Genomic DNA, 21,731 nt, shown 5'->3' with positions numbered 1-21,731 from the left:
TTAAGAAACTTTTTCTACCGTCACTTTTATGGATTTGCTGATGGGGGTCTGACTCTTATCTGCAAAATGATTGTGAGGGACCAGTAGATTGGTTTCCGGAAAATAGGCCGCCATATTCCCTTTGGGAATGTCATAGGGAATCACCAAAAATTGTTCTGCCGTGCGTTGGATGCCATCGTACTCACTGTGTAGATTCACAACATCCTGTTTGTTCAAGCCATGTTGTAACATGTCTTCCTTATTCATAAATACCACTCGGCGTTCATTATGGATTCCGCGATAACGGTCATTTAATCCATAAATAGTGGTGTTGAACTGGTCGTGGGAACGAATCGTCATTAGCAGCAGCTCATCTGGTTTCAAGTTATGGTCGGGTAGGGAATTAAGCGTCAATTGTGCCCTGCCATTGGGAAGCATTCTAAAATCCCGCTCTCGCACGTTGTTGGGCAAATAATAGCCAAATCCTTTGGAACGTTCGCTGGTCTTATCAAACCCTTTGACGGTTTTGTCAATATAACTTCGGATGAGATTGTAATCTTGGCCCAAAGCATACCAATTCATGGAATGATTGCCCCTAAAATACGTGTGGGCCAGCATGGCAATGATTTCCGGTTCACTTTTAATCTGTTCGGATGCAGGCTGTAACAAGCCTTTACTTTGACGCACTTTTCCCGTGCTGCTTTCCATCGTTAAAAATTGGAGTTCCCCATTTTTTTCATCTTTTTCAGAACGACCAAAGGTGGGAAGCAACAATGCTGTTTTTCCAGTTACCAAATGACTTCGATTCAATTTGGTACTGATTTGGACCGTTAAATCACAATTTTGAATGGCCTCTGCGGTATATTGTGTGTCCGAAGCAGCCATCAAAAAATTTCCGCCCAAGCAAACAAAAACCTTGGCTTTTTTCTCGTGCATCGCCTCAATGGCTTCCACGGTATCATAACCGGGTTCCGTAGGTGGGTCAAAGTTGAGGTGCTTTTGAATTTTATGGTTCAGGCCCTTGTTCACAAAATGCATGATGCCCACGGAGCGATCTCCCTGCACATTGCTGTGGCCTCTAACGGGGCAAGTGCCTGCAAAAGGTTTTCCAATGGCACCTTTCAGCAAAAGAATGTTCACATATTCCTGAATGCATTCCACTGCATTTTTGTGTTGGGTGAGGCCCATGGCCCAGCAAATCACAATTTTGGAGTTTTCAGCCAATAACTGAACAGCCTTGTCAATTTTCCGCATGGAAACCCCAGTTCGTCGTTGTAACGTTTCTAGGTTGTACCGTTCCAAATCCTTTAATAGTTCATCGTAACCATCAACATATTCCACAATAAATTCATGATCAAGGACATTGGAATTTTTGGCATCTAGTGCGACCAGTTTTTTTAAGATGAGTTTAGTCAATGCAATATCCTCATTGACCCGAACGGGAAGATGTAGGTCGGCAATGGCCCGGCCACTGCCCAGCATATCAGATACATTTTGCGGGTTTTTAAAACGAACCATGCCGGTTTCGGCCAAGGGGTTGATGCTGATAATCTTTCCACCGTTCTTTTTGCATTTTTCCAGAGCTGAAAGCATTCTTGGATGGTTGGTCCCCGGGTTTTGTCCCACCACCAAAATAACTTCAGCCCCGTACAAATCATCTAGTTTTACTGAACCCTTGCCTATGCCCAAAGTCTCGGAAAGGGCCACTCCAGATGATTCATGGCACATATTGGAGCAGTCGGGCATATTGTTGGTGCCAAAAGCACGGGCAAACATGCCGTAGAGAAAGGCAGCTTCGTTGCTGGACCGGCCCGAGGTATAAAAGATGGCCTCGTTGGGGTCTTTGAGTTGATGCAGTTCATTGGAAATTAAATCATAAGCATCTTGCCAAGCAATGGGTTCATAATGTACCTTTCCTGGTCTAAGGACCATTGGTTCTATGACCCGGCCCAGTTTGTTCAATTCGTAATCACTGAGTTGTGACAATTCTTCCACGGAATGCTTACTGAAAAAATCCTCACCAATATGTTGTGTGGTAGCCTCATCGGCCAAGGCTTTGGCCCCGTTTTCACAATATTCTGCAATTTTGGATGGATGCTCGGGAACTGGCCACGCGCAACTGGGACATCGAAAACCATCTTCTTGGTTCATTTCCAACAAACTTTTCATGGAACGCACTATCCCCATTTCCTTAAAACTATGCCGAAGGGCTTCTTTTACCCCCAAAAGGCCAGCAGCGGTCTGCATAGGTTCTTTTAAACGAATTCCGATGAATTTGAGGTCTCCGGTAAGGGATATGTTTCTCTTGAATTTTCTCATACAACGTTTTAAGGTCTCATTTTAAAGTAGTGGTTTTGTTCATGATGGCCTCTGGATTGACCACGTTGGGTACCGTACCGTTTTTATAAAACTCTATAATGTTGTTTGCCGCCATTCGGGCCATTTCATCGCGGGTTTCTTCTGTTCCCGAACCAATATGGGGCAACACACAAACGTTTGGCATTTGCAATAGCTCATTGTTGGGATTCATGGGCTCCGGGTTGGTCACATCTAGTCCAGCGCCCCAGATTTCACCTGTTTGCAACGCATTTATCAAATCAGATTCGTTGTGTACCGGTCCTCGGGCCGTATTGATGAAAATTGCTCTCGATTTCATTTTTTGGAAAGCATCTTTGTTGAAAATTTCTCTTGTACCTTCATTAAGGTTACAATGCAAAGAGATAACATCACTTTGTGTCAATAGTTCTTCAAAGGGTACATAGGTTGCATCCAGTGTCTTCTCTGCGTGTTTATTGCGGCTTCTGTTGTGGTAAATCACGTTCATGTTATAGGCTGCTTTACATAATTTGGCCATCTCCATGCCAATTCGACCCAGACCAAAAATTCCCAGTGTTTTGTTCTTGATTTCTATTCCTAAATCGCCTGTTGGTGTAAAGGAGCCCCATTTGCCATGGATAATCTTTTTGTGTTGATGGAACATTTTTCGTGAAGTAGCCAACAGTAATCCAAATGCGATATCTGCGGTGGCTTCGTTCAAAGCTTCCGGAGTATGGCCTATAGGAATGCCTAGTTCAGTGGCTTTTTCAACATTGATGTTGTCATAGCCCACGGCAAATTGTGAAATAATATCCATGTGGCTGCATTCGTTCAAGAAGGTATCATCTATTTTATCGGTTAACGTACACAGAATAGCATCATGTTCCTTGGATTTTTCAATTAGCTCTTTATGATCAAAAGGAGTGTCCGTTTCTCTTAGGGTTACCTTAAAGCCTGCCTCTTGTAACTGGGTTTGGGCTATTTTAGGGTATATCCGTGTGAATAGGATTTTTTTTGACATGTTGCATATTTCCTCTAAAAATACTGGAAACATTGGACTATTAAAATAATTAAATCTCTTTTGGTTGGTCTTTTTTATGCGATTGCAATAACTTTTTGCTGGTTTTCATATCGGTATATCTAGGGTCGGGGATGTAGTTTTCTTTTTGCATTTTAATGACCTCAATGCTCAGGAAGCCAAACTCTTCCACCACCTTGCCATAGAACCGATAGATGCCCTTGCCCCTAAAATAATATTTGGCGGCAACAGGAGGGAAGAGCACTGTATCGAACACTTCGCCGTGTTGGTCTACCAGCGTGGCAAAATGCATGCGTTTTCCGTTATGGGTGGATGTATTTTTCACGGTGACCAGATACCCATAGATATCAATATGCTTGTTGAGGTAACGGTGCAAGTCTTTCTGTCCATTGGTGTTTTTGGGAGTTTCGGCCAATAGGTCAAAAGGACTGCACAAACAAAAACCCAAGAGTTCCAATTGATCAAAGGCCGCTTCTAAGTCAGTGGTTTGCAATTTTGGAATTTGAAATCCCTGGTGACGGGGTGGAAATAGTTTTGGATGCTCCAATCGGTCATTTTTGGACAACATCAGGTGGGCTTTCCAAAGGAGTTCATGTTTGTTGATTTCGGTAAAGCGGAAGGCATCAATCCGGATAAGAATCGCCAATTGCTCCATTGAAATAAGGACACGGTCCAGAAAATCTTCCAACGAAGTAAATGCTCCGTTTTTGTGTCGTTCTTTTAGGATGCGTTCCATCACTCTACTCTCCAGATCACGGAGGTACATCATTCCCAAATAAATGTGCTTTCCATAAATGCGGTTAACGACCATGCTTTTGTTCACGCAGGGCGGATGGATGCTGGCACCCATCATGCGGGCATCGTGAATGTAAAATTCGGAGCGATAGAACCCTCCACCGTTGTTGAGCACTGCCACGGAATACTCCAAAGGATAATAAGCTCTCAAGAACAGACTTTGATAACTCTCCACAGCGTAGGAAGCGGAATGCCCCTTGGCAAAAGCATAACCAGCAAAGCTGGCCACTTGGTTCCATACCTCAAAAATGAGGGTGTCCGAATAGCCCTTTTTTCTGCAGTTGGAAATGAACTTGTCCTTCACTTTTTGAAACTCTTCCCGCGAGCGGAACTTACCACTCATGCCTCTGCGGAGGACATCGGCCTCACCCAAATCCAAATCTGCAAAATGGTGGGCGACTTTAATGACATCTTCCTGATAGACCATAACGCCGTAGGTGTCTGGCATAATGTTTAGCATTACAGGATGGGCTTTTTCCTCGGCCCTTCCCTTATGCCGGTGACGAAGGATGTATTCCCGCATCATCCCACTTTTGGCTACGCCGGGCCGAATGATGGAACTTGCCGCCACCAATCCCAAGTAATTATCCACCTCCAATTTTTTGAGTAGCATGCGCATAGCAGGTGATTCCACGTAAAAACAACCCATGCATTGTGCGGTCTTGATCAGGTTATTGATCACAGGGTCTTTTTTAAACCCTTTTATATTATGAATGTCGATGTCGCCATATTTTTCGGGCTGGTTGTATGCGACAATTTCCAGGGCTTCTTTGATTTTTCCCAGCCCGCGCTGACCCAAAATATCAAATTTGTACAGCCCAACATCTTCGGCGATGACCATATCGTACTGGGTGGTGGCAAAGCCTTTTGGGGGCAGATGAGTGGCCGAAAACCAATGTAATGGTTTTTCACTGATAAGGATGCCTCCAGCATGAATGCTCAAATAATTGGGTTTGCCTTTCAAGAGCAATCCGTATTTAAGCACCAATTTGGAAATGCTGTCCAGTTCATCGTAATTGTAGCGACCTTCAGAAAGAAAATCAATCTCATGGGGTGGGAGCCCAAAAACTTTTCCCAACTCGCGAATAACCCCCCGTTCCTTAAAAGTAACGTAGGTGCCGAGCAGGGCCACGTGTTCAAAACGTTTGAAAATATATTCGGTCATGGCAGGGCGATCCTTCCACGAAAAATCGATATCAAAATCGGGTGGATTGGCTCGATAGAGGTTAATGAAACGCTCAAAATAGAGGTCGAGCTCCATGGGGTCCACATCGGTGATGCGAAGCAAATAGGCTACAATGCTATTGGCTCCGCTGCCTCGACCAACATAATAAAATCCTCTTCGGCGTGCTTGGGAAACAATATCCCAATTGATTAAAAAATAGGAAACAAATCCCATTTTTTTGATGAGCTGTAGTTCTTTTTCCAATCGGGTCTTAATGGAATCACTCACTTCTTCATACCGATACGGAAGCCCCTCGGTACAGAGTTTCTCCAAGAGCTGTTCATCTTCTTCCACACTTCCCAAATAGGTTTTAAGGTTTTGGGGTTTTCTTCCCTTTGAAAAATCGAAATGGATACTGCACTTGTTAAGTAGTTTTTCGGTGTTTTTCAGAATAAAGGAAAATTCGGAGAAAGCGGCCGCCAAATTTTGGATGGGATACATTTTTTCATCCTCGTTGGCCTCCTCTTCCTTTGGAAGTTTACTCAGCAGTATGTTGTTGTCGATAGCCCGGAGCAATCGGTGGGCGTTAAAATCCTGTTTGTTCCGAAATGTGACAGGTTGCTGTACCACCAATTTATGGGTGAGCGACGCCAATTTGGAAAAAGGAAGCCTGCGCAAGTCCTTGATGGAGATTCCCACAAACTCATGCTCCTTAAAATTATCCAGTTCGTTGAGCAAGACCTGTTCAAACGGATATACCACAAACGCATTTTTAAAGGCCGGGGCCCGGTTGGGAATCTTTGTTCCTTCATGCAGATGTTGCGACAAAAAGCGGTTTAGTTCCAGATAGCCCTCGTTGTTTTGGGCAATGCCGATAAAGCAAGGGAGCACTCCATTCCTAAAATCGACGCCCAAAATGGGTTTGATGCCAAATTCGGGCGCCTTTCGAACAAAATTCAATCCCGCTGAGGTATTATTGATGTCCGTAAGCACCAGTTGGGTTACATGACTCTGTTGTGCCAATTCCAATAGCTCCACCTCCGAGAAAGTCCCGAACCGTAAACTGTAATATGTGTGGCAGTTTAAATACAATTGTCAGTTATCAATTATCAATGTTCAATCATAAGGTCGAGCTGTCATATCGAGCGCAGTCGAGATGTGAGACCGATTTATAAAAAACACCTCTCGACTGCGCTCGAGGTGACATTTGGTTATTGTTCATTGGAAATTGCTCATTGTTTCCTGTGAGCCAAAACCACAGGCGGTTCCCCATTAAAGGGGTTGTGCATACTTCCAATGGTCTTTGCGCCCATGGCAGAGGCACGTAGCACGCTTCGGCTACCAAACCGGTTTCGAACATAGTCCATGGCATGGTAGAGGTTCAAGGTCTCTTCGGTATCCTCGAAAAGGTTGATTTGGTAATTTCCAGACACCAGATGACTGAATCGAATTCCGATGAGGCGTACCAACATCCGCTTGTTGTACAGCGAGTTGAACAAGTCCAAAATCTTTGGGATAAGCACATGGTCAGCACTGGTATACGGAATGCGAAGCTGCTTGGAATAGGTGTTGAAATCGGAATATCGAATCTTCACGGCGATACAGGCCGTTAATTTATCTCCACGCCGCAATTGGTAGGCCAAGTTTTCGGTCATGGCCAATAAGATGCCCCTTAACTTTATCACATCGATAGTGTCTCGGTCAAAAGTTCGCTCAGTGGAAATGGATTTTCTGTCGTGGAATGGAATCACAGGGGTGTTGTCAATACCATTGGCTCTTTTCCAGATTAATCCACCATTGGCGCCCAAAACCCTTTGCATAATGTCCATGGGCATATCTTGAATGGTTTTCACCTGCCGTATACCCAAATTGCGAAGGGTTTGATAAGTCTTATCGCCCACCATCGGTATTTTTTTGATGGAAAGCGGAGCCAAAAAAGGTTTTTCAAGACCAAAATCGATTTTAAGCTGATTGTTGGGTTTGGCCTCATTAGTGGCCACTTTGGAAACCACTTTATTCACCGATAAACCAAACGAAATGGGCAGGCCTGTTTCCCGAATGATTTTTTGTCTCATTTCGGAAGCATATTTGTAGCAACCAAAAAATCGGTCCATACCTGATAGGTCGGCATAAAACTCATCAATGCTCGATTTTTCAAAAAGGGGGACATGTTCCTTGATGATTTCCGTGACTACATCTGAATACTTACTGTATGTTCCAGCATTGCCACGGATGACTACGGCCTCCGGGCAAAGTTCTTTGGCCATTTTCATGGGCATGCCCGAATGCACCCCAAAGCCTCGGGTTTCATAGCTGCAAGCGGCAACCACACCACGGTCGCTGGTACCACCCACCAATAAGGGCTTGTTTTTAAGCTCTGTATTGATGATGCGCTCCACGGATACATAAAATGTATCCAAGTCTAGATGCAAAATCGTCTTTTCCATTGTTCAGTTGAAGGAAAGCTAAATTATGGAAATATTCCTATAAAATGGAAATAATCCATAAAATAAATATGGATAACCCTCACTGCTATTTTTTCCGAAAAATCATTATATCTTTGTCCCGTTGTGTTGGATTCCAGTCGCGATGATTGGAATCAGGTTGAAGCATCAAAACCGATGCTCGCCAATGAAAGGCTTTCCTTTTGGAAGGCTTTTTTTGTTCGTGAGACCCAGTTTTGAACTTGTTCAAAATGCTAGGTCGAACAAATTCCGCTGAAAAGCGGAATCCTTTCCTAATAAATTGAGTGATAATGTCACTTCGAGCGCAGTCGAGACCCTAGACAACAAGACCTCTCGACTTAAGTTTATCTTGAACGAAGTCCAAAGACTCGAGGTGACAGATACTAAAGTATTAGTATAAATTCGAGCAATTCGTGTCAAACCATACTTTGTCAGCATATAAGGTTCTTCACTTAGAATGACAATTAGATTTCTCAATCGTCGCTAAGCTCCTCATTTCGAAATGACCAATTGATTTTCTTTTGTGCGTGATATCATTTCGAACCCCTGTCCCGAGCATGCGAGGGAGCTAAGAGAGTGTGAGAAATCTCAAACTAGATATTTGGTCTCGCATCTCGACTGCGCTCGATATGACCGCTCGACCTGACAATACTGTCAACTCCCAGAAACGCTATGCGCCACATGATGCACCAAAGAAGCCGCCAGCTTAGCCGTTTGTCCATCAATATCATACTTCGGATTCATCTCGGCGATATCCAGACTGATTAATTTTCCGGAGCTAATGATGGTCTTTAAGCATTCCACAACCATGTAGGGGTTGTAACCCATGGGAGAAGCAGCACTCACCCCAGGGGCAAAAGCCGAGGAGAAACCATCCAAATCAATGGTCACATAAATATGGTCCACATTTTTGGTGAAAGCATTGATAAAAGTGGTGATTTCTTCCAAAAACGTGGGTTGAAAGGTTTCGGACATCACATAAATCACGTCAAGGTCCTTTGCGGTTTGAAAGAGGTTTCGGTCATTGGCATCTTTTCGGATACCGAGGCAGAGGTAGTTAAAATCGATACCCTTTTTTTCGCAATCTTTCGCAATCTGATAAAATGGGGTGCCCGAATTGCTTTGTTCTGCATTTTTCCGCAAATCAAAATGCGCATCAAAATTGATGATGCCGATAGTCTGACCTTCTTTTTTAGAATCCAAGTATTTTTTGATGCCTTTGTAGTGGCCGTAGGCCATATCATGCCCGCCACCCAAAACAATCGGGAACTGTTTTTTATCTAAAAGAGTCGTAACTGCTTCAGCAAGTTGTTCTTGTGTAGACTCCATGTCGCCTTCTTCACAAACAATAGAGCCCACGTCATGTAACAAAACGTTACTGCCCAAATGGTTGGGCATTTTGGAAAAACTGCTTTTGATTACATCGGGACCCTCAATAGCCCCAACCCGACCTTGGTTTCGACGTACCCCTTCATCGCAGGCGTAGCCCAAAAGGGCAACTGATTTTTTCTGGGCTTCGGGAAGTTCTTCCAAGGGTGTGCAATGTACTTTTTCGTGCAGATACAGCCATTTATTGGAGATTCTGCCGGTCCAAAGGTCTTTTTTCGGGGGTTCGTAGTGTTTCATCACATTAAAAAAGGTCGTCCAATATATCGGAATCTACAAGATAGGGCAAAGTTATCTTTAAATTTGGAGAGCGTTCCATTTCTCGTTCAATGGCAAAGCGGGCTTCTTTGTTGCGGGCCCAACTTCTGCGGGAAATACCGTTGTTCACATCAAAAAACAACATTTTCTTCAATCGGTTGGAAGCTTCTTTGGAACCGTCGAGCACCATGCCAAATCCACCATTGATTACTTCGCCCCATCCTACGCCGCCACCGTTATGGATGGATACCCAAGTGGCGCCTCTAAAACTATCTCCGATCACATTCTGAATGGCCATATCCGCGGTAAATTTACTACCGTCGTAGATGTTGCTGGTTTCTCGAAATGGTGAATCTGTTCCACTTACATCGTGATGGTCGCGACCCAATACCACGGGAGCGCTGATTTCACCCTTGGCAATAGCGGTATTAAAGGCATCTGCAATCTTGCTGCGTCCCTCGGCATCGGCATATAGGATTCGAGCTTGCGAACCTACCACCAATTTGTTCTGTTCCGCTTCCGAAATCCATTTGATGTTGTCCTGCATTTGCTGTTGGATTTCTTCTGGAGCTTCGGATTTTATCTTTTTCATCACCTCCAAGGCAATGGCATCCGTTTTTTGAAGATCTTTTGGGTCTCCCGACGTACAAACCCATCGGAAAGGGCCAAAACCATAATCAAAACACATTGGACCCAAAATATCCTGAACGTAGGACGGATACCTGAAGTCAATGTTGTTTTCAGCCATCACATCGCCGCCTGCTCGGGAAACTTCCAGTAAAAAGGCATTGCCATAATCAAAAAAGTAGGTGCCTTTTGCCGTGTGTTTGTTGATGGCATTGATTTGTCTACGAAGCGATTCCTGTACTTTTTCCTTGAATGCTTTGGGATTGTCAACTATCAAAGCGTTGGATTCCTCAAAAGAAAGTCCAACAGGATAATAGCCACCCGCCCACGGATTGTGCAAGGAGGTTTGATCGGATCCCAAATGCACAAAAATGCCCTCTTCGTAAAAGCGTTCCCAAACATCCACCACATTGCCAAGGTAGGCCAGGGAAACTACTTCGTTGTTTGCCACGGCTTCTTTGGTTCGGACGACCAATAGGTCCAAATCCGCCAACAATTCATCCACCCAACCTTGTTCGTGACGTTTTTTGGCAGCTTCAGGATTGACTTCTGCACAAATACTGATGCAACCAGCAATATTTCCGGCTTTGGGCTGTGCGCCGCTCATACCACCCAAACCAGCGGTCAAAAATATTTTTCCTTCGGGCGATTCGTTTTTGTCCAATACTTTCCGGAAAGCATTCATGACGGTAATAGCTGTTCCGTGGACAATGCCTTGTGGACCAATGTACATATAAGAACCGGCCGTCATTTGTCCGTATTGAGTGACGCCCAGTGCGTTGAAGCGTTCCCAATCGTCAGGTTTGGAGTAGTTCGGAATCATCATGCCATTGGTGACCACCACTCTGGGCGCTTCTTTGGACGATGGAAAAAGTCCCATCGGATGTCCGGAATACATGTGGAGGGTCTGCTCTTCGGTCATTTCCGCCAAATATTTCATCGTGAGCAGGTACTGTGCCCAGTTTTGAAATACCGCTCCATTGCCTCCGTAGGTGATGAGTTCTTCGGGATGTTGCGCCACAGCAGGGTCCAAATTGTTCTGGATCATCAACATGATGGCCGCTGCTTGATGTGTTTTGGCAGGATATTCTGAAATGGGCCGTGCATACATCTCATAATCGGGCTTAAACCGATGCATGTAGATGCGGCCATAGGTTTTTAACTCCTCCGCAAATTCAGGGGCAAGTTCTTTGTGCCAAGCCTCCGGAAAATAGCGTAGCGCATTTTGTACGGCCAGTTTTTTCTCTTCTTTGGAGAGGATGTCTTTCCGTTTTGGGGCTGGATTCCCGTTTTGGGGGTATGGCTTTTTAACGGGAAGTTGTTCGGGGATGCCTTGAAGTATCTGTTGCTGAAATTCAGTCATAATTCAAATTTTTAGTGGATAGGAGCTCCTTTTTTCCAAACCTCGCTTGGCTTTAATTGCCCTTGATGATAAGTGATTTCTTGGTAGTTGTCCGTTGGAAAAACCACAAAGTCTGCCTGTGCGCCGGCTTCCAGTTTTCCACGGTCTTCCAATCGTAATGCTGCAGCTGCCCTAAAGGTGATTCCAGAAAGTACTTCAGTATTGGAGAGTTTTTCAAATGTTCCCAAAATACTGGCTTGTGTCAACAGGTCACCCATGGGGGCAGACCCAGGGTTATGATCGCTGGCAATGGACAAAGCACCGCCTGCATCCAAAATTTTACGGGCTGGGGTGTAGGCGCACCCCAAACCGAGGGATGCCCCGGGCAATGCGGTCGCGATGGTGTTGCTCTTGGCCAACAATTGGATTTCTTTTTCGGAGCTAGCTTCCAAATGGTCTGCACTTATCGCATCAAAATCTACCGCTACTTGACTTCCTCCCGTGGTAAATTGGTCGGCGTGTACCGTAATGTCGAACCCCATTTCTTTTGCTTTTATAAAGTAGGGCTTGATTTCTTCAGGAGAAAAAGCACTTTCTTCCACAAAGGCATCTACTCGATTGGCCAATTTTTCAGCTTTGATGATAGGAAACAATTCGTTGATAATTACATCTAAATAAGCTTCGTTTTGATTCCAATCCTTAGGTTTCATATGTGCAGCCAAACAAGTTGGAATCAAAGAAACACTCGAAGTTTCATTGGCCTGTTTGATGGCACGTAGCATCTTCAGTTCTTCATCCACAGAAAGACCGTAACCGCTTTTTACTTCAATGGTTGTGATTCCATTTTTTAAATGTTTTTGACTTCTAGAAATGATGCCTTTAACCAATTCATCTTGCGAAGACTTGCGCGTCTGGGTCACCGTGTCCCAGATGCCGCCACCTGCCTTGGCAATCTCCAAATAGGTTTTTCCGGCATTTCGGTACGCGTAATCCCGTGCACGGGTTCCGCCAAAACAGATATGTGTGTGGGAATCCACAAGGCCAGGTAGGCAAACATGTGTTCCTTCGATAGGATGGATGTCGACATCATCGGATTTCAACTCCTCAAAAACACCAACTTTGAGAATTTTTCCTTCGGAAACCAAAATACCCCCATTTTCGATGATGGGCAATTGCTCATCTTTGAGGGCTCCTTTTAAGGGCAATCCTGTCATGGGAAGTAATTGGGTGAATGGCCCTATTAAAATCGGTTTGTGCATTTTAGTATGTTTCAAATTCATCAAGATACGGTGTGTTCCATTTCAGTTGTTTTTCATCCATCACACGGTCTACCAAATCAATAATTTCCCGATTTTGAATGATTTCGATTCCTTTTTCGATGTCATCCGAAAAAACACGGTCGTTTTCGGCAAAAGCTACTTTGGTTCTCAGGAAGGTATGGATTTCATCCAACAGAATCCCCGATTTCAATGGTTTTCTGTACTCGAAGGCCTGAGCTGAGGTCAATAATTCAATGGCCAGTATTTTCTCCACATTTTCAATGATGTTGAGTGCCTTTCTCCCGCTGATGGAACCCATACTCACATGGTCTTCCTGTCCCAACGAAGTGGGAATGCTATCGGCGCTGGCAGGGAAACACAAACTTTTGTTCTCGCTCGCCAAAGCGGCTGAGGTGTACTGCAAAATCATGTAGCCCGAATTGATACCCGTGTCCTTCATCAATAATTTGGGGACACCGGGACTGTTGCCTTCGAGAGCCAAATAGATGCGTCGGTCGGAAATATTCCCTATTTCTGAAGCGGCCAAGGCGGCATAATCCAATGCCATGGCTAAAGGCTGACCATGGAAATTTCCACCGCTGATAGTCAATTCATCATTTATGATGACGGGGTTGTCGGTTACAGAGTTGAGCTCGATTTCCAATAATTCTTTGAGGTGTAACCAAGCATTGCGTGATGCTCCATGTACCTGTGGTATACAACGTAGGGAGTAAGGGTCCTGCACCCGTTCACAATCGATATGGTCTTCCAAAATCTCGGAACCTTGAAGCAAAGTTCGGATTCTTCCAGCTACATGTTGATTCCCTTTAAAGGGCCGTAGTTTGTGCAATTCTTCAAAAAAGGGTTTCATGGAACCTTGAAGCCCCTCGAGCATCATTGCACCGATAATGTCGGCATGTCGTAAGCAATGTTGAAGCTTGTGAACCACCATCACCCCATGAGCGGCAATAAATTGGGTTCCGTTGATTAGGGCAAGCCCTTCTTTTGGACCCAAAACGAGTGGTTGTAACCCTGTTTCTTGAAATAGATCTTGTGTTGGGATGGTTTTACCTTGGTATTCTACTTTGCCGAGTCCAATCAAAGGCAAAAAAAGATGGGATAAGGGGGCCAAATCTCCAGAAGCGCCAACCGAACCTTGGGAGGGGACCACGGGAATGGCATCATTATCCAAGTGCCACAACATGCGTTGCAAAGTAGTTTCGGCAATGCCTGAAAATCCTTTGGCCAACGCATGTATTTTGAGAATGAGCATGATTTTGGCCAATTCCATGGAAATAGGTTCACCCACGCCCACACTATGACTTTGTAATATATTGGATTGAAGGATTTTGGTGTCCTCCTTGGAAATTTTGGTGTTGCATAAAGGACCAAACCCCGTGTTAATGCCATACACCGTATCGCCTTTTTCCACGATGCGCTGCACCCGTTGGTAACTTGCGTACACATTTTTCAGGCATGCATCGGAGAAAATACCTTTTATGGTACCATGGGCCATGCCCAAAGCCATGCTTGCCGTTAGATGGTCTTCGCCAAAGTGAAATGTTCGGTCTATTGCCATGCGTTTTTTCTTTTGAATAAAATTAAAGGTTATGATTAATAATCACCAATACTTATTTTTGTAATAATCAATAAGTATGAATTATCAAATAGAGCTTCGTCATTTCGTCTACTTTTTGGCTGTAGCGGAAGAACTTCATTATAGAAAAGCGGCTGAAAAGCTGTTTATTTCCCAGCCTGGTTTGAGTACGCAAATCAAACAAATGGAGGCAATATTGGGCACCCAACTCTTTGTGCGAGATAAGAAAAAAGTAAGTCTGACCCCCGCAGGCGAATTTTTAAAAAAGGAAGTTGAATTTATCCTGAATCATCTGGAGCAGACCAAAAAACAGGTGAAACTCATCGGCGATGGACAATTGGGAGAGGTTCGAATAGGCTTTCTAGGTTCTGCCATGCAAAATGTAGTGCCTAATTTGTTGTTGGGGTTGAAAGAAAAGTACCCCACGGTACACACTACTTTGGAAGAACTTTCCAATAGAGCACAGATCAATGCAATTTTGGCCGACAGGTTGGATTTGGGGTTCGTACGCTTGTCACGCGTACCTAAAGGATTGGCTGTAAAACCTGTTTTTGAGGATACCTTTTCTTTGGTGCTGCCAGAAGACCATCCTTTGGATGCCAAGCATTTTAAGAACATCAATCAGGTGGCCGATGAGGATTTTATCCTGTTTTCACAAGATTATAGTCCCATGTACTACGATACGGTACTCAGTATTTGTGAGGACAGCGGTTTTGTTCCCCATGTTTCCCATAAATCTGTCCATGCACAGACCATTTTTAAATTGGTCGAGAATAAATTGGGTATAGCCATTGTGCCGACAACGCTTCAACATGGGTTTCAGATGAAAGTAAAGTTCATCGAAATGAAAAAAATCAAACAACGAGCGGTATTGAGTATGGTGTGGAAAACCGATAATCGAAATCCTGCGCTTCAAAAATGTATGGACTTGCTTCAGAAATTATGATGGGAACAATTTGGGGCGTAACTTTGAGATTCAACGTAAAGAAAAGCTATGATTTTTGATTTGATCAAACAGAGAAGGAGTATTTTCCCTCCCCAATATATTGATAAACCCATCGCTAAAGAGACCTTGGAAAAAATTTTGGAAGCGGCCAACTGGGCACCTACCCACAAGAAGACCGAACCTTGGCGTTTTAAGGTGCTAACGGGCGACAAGAAACAGGAGCTGGGTGTTTTTCTTTCGAATAAATATGAGGAAACCGACCCAAATCCGAAACAGATAAAAATTAAAAAATTACAATTTAACCCATCCAACTCAGGGGCGGTTATTGCGATTTGTATGCAGCGGGACCCAAAAGAAAGTCTTCCGGAGTGGGAAGAAATTGCCTCCGTGGCCATGGCGGTGCAGAATATGTGGTTGTGCTGTACCGAATTGGGCATTGGCAGTTATTGGTCTTCGCCAGGACTCATAAAATATATGGATGAATTCTTCAATTTAAATGAAGGTGAAAGATGTCTGGGCTTTTTCTATATGGGCTATTTTGATGGCGAGGTGATTCCGTCAGCTAGAACACCAATCGCCGACAAAGTGGAGTGGCTGGATTAACTAAATGTAAATAAGTCACCCGCATATTTTATGGTGATGTATACGTAGAATATGGCATAAAGAAGTGTCACAACAAACTTCATAAAAGTACCCGTTAAAAATCCCAAGAACGAACCGAAAGCTGCCTTTAAGGCAGTTTTTTTATTGGCTTTGTTCAGCAGTTCACCAACTAATGCACCTACAAACGGCCAAATAATAATTCCGAAGGGACCAAAAACAGGAACAAAAATGGCGACGAGCAATCCAACAATGGTACCCCACATTCCGGCTTTACTGCCCCCGAACTTTTTAGTGCCCATTGCGGGTATTACATAATCCAAAATAGTAATGGTAATAGCAATTATAAAGGTAATTCCAAGAACCCACCAATTATCGGGGACTGCTTTGGTAAGATACAATAGCAATAACCCGACCCAACTTATAGGTGGACCGGGCAATACGGGCAAAAAGCTACCCAGTATACCCACAAGCATCAGGAGAAACCCTAAAATAAGCAGTGCAATGTCCATGGTTGTGTTTTGTTGTTAGACAAATGTAGCCGACAATTGTTACAATCAAAATCAAAATAAAACCCAACCCTTAAATTTTTCGTAGGTAACTTTGAAACCGATTACAACACAATCATGAAAACAAATAGGGTGCTTGCAAAATCTAGGCTTATCCAAATGGGGTGCGTTGCGATGTGCCTGTTTTACCTGCTGGGTCTTTTTAACGGATTGGTGTTGGAAACTTTGCACGAAGTATCGCATATTATTGGGCCTAAAACACATCACCATAGTTTTACCAACGATCATGAAGATATAGACTACTCTTCCCTTGAGGCCATGGCAGGCCACTCCCACGAAGCTTTGGAAGCTTTAAAAGAGTTGTTGAAGGTCAATGAGCCTGATGAACAAGAATCGAAAGACGATATCAGCCTAAAGCTGGACAAACATTTATCGGATGAAACTACCGTTGATTCCAAAATAATTACGCTACCCATCAGTTATGACAATTGGGCATATCAAAGCATGACTTCATTTTGGTGCCTAAGTGTAATTTCTCCTCCTCCCCAATTTAGTTGAAGTAAGCCGAACTAATTTTTCAAATACCTATTGAATTCGTCACCCTAAATATCAGAATAGGGGTTGTGGGATGCTGAAACGCTGTGCCTGATGGCAAGCAAGAGTTCGGCATGACCCAAGATGATTTTTTGATGAATTAGAGAGATTTTTTTCACACAATTCAAATTAAAAAACAACGACATGAAATATTTTATGGCGGCACTGTGCATGCTTTGCATGAGCAAGATTGCTGCACAAAACGTAAAAGGAAAATTGGTGGACGAGGCCGATTCTCCAATAGAAGATGCTGGAATTTTTAACAAGACCAGTGGTCAACATAGCCATACCGATGGTACGGGGCATTTTGTTCTGGACAGAACTTCGGTAAATGATACCATCTATTTTTCTAGGTTAGGATATGCCACTCAAACCAAGGTGGTGGGTACATCCGACCTACAAAATCCGATAACGATAACCTTAAAGGAAGCTTCCATCTCCTTAGATCAAGTGGTTTTGGTATCCGAAGTAAACACCATGAGCAAATTGGTGGATGTGGATGTGAAAACCAATCCGGTGAAATCATCCCAAGAAATTTTAAGAAAGGTTCCCGGATTGATCATTGGTCAACACGCGGGTGGTGGAAAAGCGGAGCAAATATTTTTGAGAGGTTTTGATGTGGATCACGGAACCGATGTGGCCATCAATGTGGACGGTATGCCTGTGAATATGGTTTCACATGCCCACGGGCAAGGATATGCCGACCTTCACTTTGTGATTCCAGAAACCATTGAAAATGTCAATTTTGGAAAAGGACCCTATTATGCTGATCAAGGTAATTTTAACACGGCGGGTTATGTTAACCTAAAGTTGAGAAAAAGTCTGGACAAAAGTATGTTGTCTACTGAAGTGGGCCAGTTTGGTGCACGAAGGTTTATGGGCATGCTCAACGTGATGGACAACCAAAACAGCAATGCGTATTTAGCTTCGGAACTGTATTTGACCGATGGACCCTTTGAATCGCCGCAGAACTTTAACCGAATCAATATTTTGGGAAGATACCGCTATGCTTTGCCCGGTGATCAGGAATTGCTTTTGACGGCTTCGCACTTTTCCAGCAAGTGGGATGCATCAGGACAAATACCCCAACGTGCGGTGGATCAAGGTTTGATTAGTCGTTTTGGCGCCATTGATGATACCGAGGGCGGACAAACGAGCCGAAACAACTTTGTTTTGAATCACAACAAGAATCTTGGGACGGGAAAATCGCTTAATACCATGGCTTTTGTGTCCCACTACGATTTTGAGCTGTATTCCAACTTTACCTTTTTCTTGGAGGACTCTGTAAACGGAGATCAGATCAAGCAGTTTGAAGACCGAATGATGGCCGGTGCAAAGTCTGTTTTCCAGAACAATACGGCCAGTTTAGGTGAAATGGGGTTCAAATACAACGCAGGAATCGGATTTCGATACGATAACGTGGATGACAATCAATTATCCCGAACCTTGAACCGTCAAGAATTGTTGGAACGTTTGGCCTTTGGCGATGTGGACGAGGTAAATGGTTACGCCTTTGCTGGAGCCGAGTTCAAATCGGGAAAATTTACTTTTGAGCCAGCCGTACGTTTGGATTATTTTAGGTTCGATTATGTTGACAACCTTAGCGAGCAGTATGACAGTCGAAGTGAGGAAAAAGTGGCTTTTAGTCCTAAGTTCAATACTATTTACAGCCCTACCGAAAACACGCAAGTTTTCCTAAAAACGGGAATTGGTTTTCATTCCAACGATACAAGAGTGGTAGTGGCCAATGAGGGTGAAGATATTTTGCCCGCAGCTTATGGCGTGGATTTGGGAACCATTTTAAAACCAGCGGACAAATTGGTTTTGAATACCACCTTGTGGACCTTGTTCCTGGATCAAGAGTTTGTGTATGTTGGTGATGCTGCCATAGTGGAGCCTAGTGGAAAAACCAGAAGAATGGGAATTGAAGTAGGAGCAAGGTACCAACCAATGGATTGGTTATATCTCTATACTGATGCCAATTACACGCATGCCCGAAGCACAGAAGAAGTGGATGGGGAAGATTATATTCCTCTTGCACCCGACTTTACCATGGTAGGTGGGCTTACTTTGGGCAATAATAATGAAGGATTCTCCGGTGGAATCAATTACGGATATATTGATGATAGACCTGCTAACGAGGACAATTCCATTGTGGCCGAAGGCTATTTTGTTGCCGACGCCACGTTGAATTATACCTTGAAGAATTGGACGTTCGGGTTAATTGTGGAAAACCTGTTCGACACCGAATGGAACGAAACGCAATTTGCCACCGAAAGCCGTTTGTTCAACGAGCCCAACTCTTTTGAAGAAATTCATTTTACCCCTGGAACGCCGTTTTATTTGAGGGGGAAGGTTTCGGTTAGTTTTTAATTGTTTTTAGCTTGGTTATTAAGGTAGCAAGAGGCTTGAAATCCTTTCAGGCCTCTTTAACTTGTACCGATCTTCAGCAAAAAATCGTAATTTCAGCCAAATTCTTGGGGCTGTTATGCGGAAGTACATGTTGTTATCCTTTTTTGGCTTGCTGGTTTCCTGCGAACTTTTTATGTCTCAGGAAGATAAGACCCAAAAATTGGTCAATGAAGAACTTTTGGCCATCGATTGGAACGATGTGGACCAATACCCCCATTTTGATGGTTGTGATGAAACCGCTACCAAACAAGTCCAGCGCGAGTGTTTTCAGAATGTGATGTTGGACTCTTTTTCCAATGCTTTGGACAGCTTGGAATTTCAAGTAGATCAAGATTTAAACGATACGGTATATATCGATTTTGTGATTGATGAGCACGGGTTCATTTCTGTGCTGAATATTGAGGAAAAAACCGCTGTTTTAAACGAAATAGCAGATTTCAACACCAAAATATCTGCGCAATTGAACGATCTTACTACCGTGGCACCGGCCATAAAAAGAGGGAACCCAGTGAGCCTTCGATTCCGGCTACCCTTGGTACTTAACACCAACTAACGATTTGGCAACAGAAAAAATCATTTTAGGAATTGACCCGGGAACCACTGTCATGGGCTTTGGCATTATAAAGGTCATCAATAAGCAGATGCACTTTGTGCAAATGAACGAGTTGCTACTCCGAAAATACGATGACCCCTACACCAAACTCAAACTTATTTTTGAACGCACTGTGGAACTCATCGATACCTATCACCCTGATGAAATTGCCATTGAAGCTCCTTTTTATGGGAAAAATGTGCAATCCATGCTAAAGCTGGGTCGTGCACAAGGCGTGGCCATGGCCGCAGGGTTATCCCGTCAGGTGCCCATTACCGAGTACATGCCCAAAAAAATTAAAATGGCCATTACCGGAAATGGAAATGCCAGTAAGGAACAGGTGGCCAAAATGTTGCAAAGTTTGCTCAAGCTGAAGACTCTCCCTAAAAATCTGGACAGCACGGATGGACTGGCGGCCGCTGTTTGCCATTTTTATAATGAGGGCAGGGTTGATATCGGGAAAAGTTATTCGGGTTGGGAGGCCTTTGTCAAACAAAATCCGAATAAAATAAAGTAACAATACCCAAGCTCCAAATTCCAAAGCAGATGAACCAGCGAAAAATTATGTCTCATTTCTCGAAACCACCAGAATTAAATAATAATTGTTAACTGATCATTGAGTGAGCGGTATTTATATCCATATCCCTTTTTGCAAACAAGCTTGTCATTATTGCGATTTTCATTTTTCCACCCAATTGGGAAAGAAAGAAGCCATGGTGAATGCGCTTATCAAAGAAATGGAGCAGCGCAAGGAGGAGTTGCCCAATGAACTAGTGGAAACCATTTACTTTGGAGGCGGAACGCCATCGGTGCTTTCCAATGATGAAATTGAACGGTTGATTCAAACGGTCTACAATAATTACAAAGTAATCGACCAGCCAGAAATCACGTTGGAGGCCAATCCGGATGATTTGGTGTCATCTCGAGCGCAGTCGAGAGATTTTTTTGCGAATTATATAAAAATTGGGATTAACCGATTAAGCATCGGCATCCAATCCTTTTTTGAGGAAGACTTACGTTTGATGAACCGGGCCCACAATGCCACCGAAGCCGAAAACTGTATTCGGGAAGCAACAAAGTACTTCGACAATATTTCCATCGATTTGATCTACGGAATCCCCGGCATGTCCAATGGTCGTTGGAAAACCAACATCCAAAAAGCGTTGGACTTTGGTTTGCCCCATATCTCCAGCTATGCGTTGACGGTGGAACCCAGAACAGCCCTTAAAAAGTTTATCGAAAAAGGGGTTGTCCCCGATGTGGATGACGAGCAGGCGCAAGAGCAGTTCCATATTTTGGTGGATACATTGGAAGCGAACGGATTCGTCAATTATGAGATTTCCAATTTTGGAAAACTAGGTTATTTTTCCAAGAACAATACTTCGTATTGGTTGGGGAAGACCTATTTAGGTATTGGTCCGTCCGCACATTCCTTTGACGGAGAACACCGAAGCTGGAACATTCGGAACAACAATAAATACATCAAATCCATCGAAGAAGGTGTACTGCCCAACGAAACCGAAACCTTGACCCAAACCGATCGCTACAACGAGTACGTAATGACGGGTTTGCGAACCATTTGGGGGGTTTCTTTGGAACGGATAGCAACAGAGTTCGGTACAAATTACGTGGAGTATCTTAACCAACAATCCCAAAAATTTTTGGAACAAGGCTTACTTCACCTTTCAGAAGGGAAATTGCTCACCACCAAAAAAGGCAAGTTTTTAGCGGATGGTATTGCGAGTGATTTATTTTTCTTGAGGTAGCCAAAACCTTCCATTTATCAAAAAAGCCTTATTTATTGCATTTTTCAATTGATTTGATTTAATTACTGGTTCAACTTTAACATA

Annotated in this window: 16 protein-coding genes; 7 read left to right on the top strand and 9 right to left on the bottom strand. The window is 43.7% G+C overall.

Going from position 1 to position 21,731, the window contains the following annotated elements; genetic code table 11:
* The 8 genes from ACFOWS_RS02120 to hutH all read right to left on the bottom strand — a co-directional run bounded on the left by ACFOWS_RS02120 (position 1) and on the right by hutH (position 14,210).
* Positions 1-2,298: an FdhF/YdeP family oxidoreductase gene (locus tag ACFOWS_RS02120; RefSeq protein ID WP_379762282.1), complete on the bottom strand. Its 2,298-nt coding sequence runs from the start codon at positions 2,296-2,298 to the stop codon at positions 1-3.
* Between the two features lie 16 nt (positions 2,299-2,314).
* Positions 2,315-3,316, bottom strand: coding sequence for a 2-hydroxyacid dehydrogenase (locus ACFOWS_RS02115; protein WP_379762281.1), 1,002 nt, complete (start codon positions 3,314-3,316; stop codon positions 2,315-2,317).
* A gap of 49 nt (positions 3,317-3,365) precedes the next feature.
* Positions 3,366-6,386, bottom strand: coding sequence for a DNA polymerase III subunit alpha (locus ACFOWS_RS02110; RefSeq protein ID WP_379762279.1), 3,021 nt, complete (start codon positions 6,384-6,386; stop codon positions 3,366-3,368).
* A 140-nt stretch (positions 6,387-6,526) separates the two neighbouring features.
* Positions 6,527-7,741 (bottom strand): DNA polymerase IV, encoded by a 1,215-nt coding sequence (gene dinB / locus ACFOWS_RS02105; RefSeq protein WP_379762278.1) that lies wholly within the window; start codon positions 7,739-7,741, stop codon positions 6,527-6,529.
* Positions 7,742-8,413: 672 nt separating this feature from the next.
* The gene (hutG, locus tag ACFOWS_RS02100) at positions 8,414-9,385 is read right to left on the bottom strand and encodes a formimidoylglutamase (protein WP_379762277.1); all 972 of its coding nucleotides are present in this window, start codon (positions 9,383-9,385) and stop codon (positions 8,414-8,416) included.
* Between the two features lie 4 nt (positions 9,386-9,389).
* Entirely contained in the window at positions 9,390-11,393 is a 2,004-nt protein-coding gene (locus ACFOWS_RS02095; protein ID WP_379762276.1) for a urocanate hydratase, read from the bottom strand.
* An 11-nt stretch (positions 11,394-11,404) separates the two neighbouring features.
* The gene (gene hutI, locus ACFOWS_RS02090; protein WP_379762275.1) at positions 11,405-12,631 is read right to left on the bottom strand and encodes an imidazolonepropionase; all 1,227 of its coding nucleotides are present in this window, start codon (positions 12,629-12,631) and stop codon (positions 11,405-11,407) included.
* A 1-nt stretch (position 12,632) separates the two neighbouring features.
* Complete coding sequence (gene hutH / locus ACFOWS_RS02085; protein ID WP_379762273.1) at positions 12,633-14,210, bottom strand: histidine ammonia-lyase; 1,578 nt, start codon at positions 14,208-14,210, stop codon at positions 12,633-12,635.
* A 76-nt stretch (positions 14,211-14,286) separates the two neighbouring features.
* Here hutH and ACFOWS_RS02080 point away from each other — a divergent pair, with 76 nt between their 5' ends.
* A complete protein-coding gene (locus tag ACFOWS_RS02080; RefSeq protein ID WP_379762272.1) occupies positions 14,287-15,174 on the top strand; it encodes a LysR family transcriptional regulator in 888 nt (295 codons plus the stop codon).
* Between the two features lie 48 nt (positions 15,175-15,222).
* Complete coding sequence (locus ACFOWS_RS02075) at positions 15,223-15,777, top strand: nitroreductase family protein (protein WP_379762271.1); 555 nt, start codon at positions 15,223-15,225, stop codon at positions 15,775-15,777.
* On the opposite strand, the gene ACFOWS_RS02070 is transcribed toward ACFOWS_RS02075, so the two are convergent.
* Positions 15,774-16,286: a DUF456 domain-containing protein gene (locus tag ACFOWS_RS02070; RefSeq protein WP_379762269.1), complete on the bottom strand. Its 513-nt coding sequence runs from the start codon at positions 16,284-16,286 to the stop codon at positions 15,774-15,776. The genes ACFOWS_RS02075 and ACFOWS_RS02070 overlap by 4 nt on opposite strands.
* 114 nt (positions 16,287-16,400) lie before the next feature.
* Here ACFOWS_RS02070 and ACFOWS_RS02065 point away from each other — a divergent pair, with 114 nt between their 5' ends.
* From ACFOWS_RS02065 to hemW, 5 genes are all read left to right on the top strand, one after another.
* Positions 16,401-16,841 carry a hypothetical protein gene (locus ACFOWS_RS02065; protein ID WP_379762268.1) on the top strand — a complete coding sequence of 147 codons (441 nt, stop codon included), beginning with the start codon at positions 16,401-16,403 and terminating at the stop codon, positions 16,839-16,841.
* Positions 16,842-17,021: 180 nt separating this feature from the next.
* Complete coding sequence (locus ACFOWS_RS02060) at positions 17,022-19,250, top strand: TonB-dependent receptor (protein WP_379762267.1); 2,229 nt, start codon at positions 17,022-17,024, stop codon at positions 19,248-19,250.
* A gap of 115 nt (positions 19,251-19,365) precedes the next feature.
* Positions 19,366-19,842, top strand: coding sequence for a hypothetical protein (locus ACFOWS_RS02055; protein ID WP_379762266.1), 477 nt, complete (start codon positions 19,366-19,368; stop codon positions 19,840-19,842).
* A 4-nt stretch (positions 19,843-19,846) separates the two neighbouring features.
* Complete coding sequence (gene ruvC, locus ACFOWS_RS02050) at positions 19,847-20,398, top strand: crossover junction endodeoxyribonuclease RuvC (protein ID WP_379762265.1); 552 nt, start codon at positions 19,847-19,849, stop codon at positions 20,396-20,398.
* 103 nt (positions 20,399-20,501) lie between these two features.
* Positions 20,502-21,647 (top strand): radical SAM family heme chaperone HemW, encoded by a 1,146-nt coding sequence (hemW, locus tag ACFOWS_RS02045; protein ID WP_379762264.1) that lies wholly within the window; start codon positions 20,502-20,504, stop codon positions 21,645-21,647.
* Positions 21,648-21,731 lie beyond the last annotated feature (84 nt).

The sequence above is a fragment of the Flagellimonas marina genome, from assembly GCF_042651185.1.
In the GTDB taxonomy this organism is placed as follows: Bacteria; Bacteroidota; Bacteroidia; order Flavobacteriales; family Flavobacteriaceae; genus Flagellimonas; species Flagellimonas marina.
The sequence above is the reverse complement of the archived record's forward strand: the minus strand, read 5'-3'. Positions and strand labels throughout refer to the sequence as shown.

What these genes read in the sequence shown, in the direction of transcription:
- ACFOWS_RS02120 (WP_379762282.1), bottom strand. Translation starts at nt 2,298, where the DNA reads ATGAGAAAATTCAAGAGAAACATATCCCTTACCGGAGACCTCAAATTC.
- ACFOWS_RS02115 (WP_379762281.1), bottom strand. Translation starts at nt 3,316, where the DNA reads ATGTCAAAAAAAATCCTATTCACACGGATATACCCTAAAATAGCCCAA.
- dinB (WP_379762278.1), bottom strand. Translation starts at nt 7,741, where the DNA reads ATGGAAAAGACGATTTTGCATCTAGACTTGGATACATTTTATGTATCC.
- hutG (WP_379762277.1), bottom strand. Translation starts at nt 9,385, where the DNA reads ATGAAACACTACGAACCCCCGAAAAAAGACCTTTGGACCGGCAGAATC.
- ACFOWS_RS02095 (WP_379762276.1), bottom strand. Translation starts at nt 11,393, where the DNA reads ATGACTGAATTTCAGCAACAGATACTTCAAGGCATCCCCGAACAACTT.
- hutI (WP_379762275.1), bottom strand. Translation starts at nt 12,631, where the DNA reads ATGCACAAACCGATTTTAATAGGGCCATTCACCCAATTACTTCCCATG.
- hutH (WP_379762273.1), bottom strand. Translation starts at nt 14,210, where the DNA reads ATGGCAATAGACCGAACATTTCACTTTGGCGAAGACCATCTAACGGCA.
- ACFOWS_RS02080 (WP_379762272.1), top strand. Translation starts at nt 14,287, where the DNA reads ATGAATTATCAAATAGAGCTTCGTCATTTCGTCTACTTTTTGGCTGTA.
- ACFOWS_RS02075 (WP_379762271.1), top strand. Translation starts at nt 15,223, where the DNA reads ATGATTTTTGATTTGATCAAACAGAGAAGGAGTATTTTCCCTCCCCAA.
- ACFOWS_RS02070 (WP_379762269.1), bottom strand. Translation starts at nt 16,286, where the DNA reads ATGGACATTGCACTGCTTATTTTAGGGTTTCTCCTGATGCTTGTGGGT.
- ACFOWS_RS02065 (WP_379762268.1), top strand. Translation starts at nt 16,401, where the DNA reads ATGAAAACAAATAGGGTGCTTGCAAAATCTAGGCTTATCCAAATGGGG.
- ACFOWS_RS02060 (WP_379762267.1), top strand. Translation starts at nt 17,022, where the DNA reads ATGAAATATTTTATGGCGGCACTGTGCATGCTTTGCATGAGCAAGATT.
- ACFOWS_RS02055 (WP_379762266.1), top strand. Translation starts at nt 19,366, where the DNA reads ATGCGGAAGTACATGTTGTTATCCTTTTTTGGCTTGCTGGTTTCCTGC.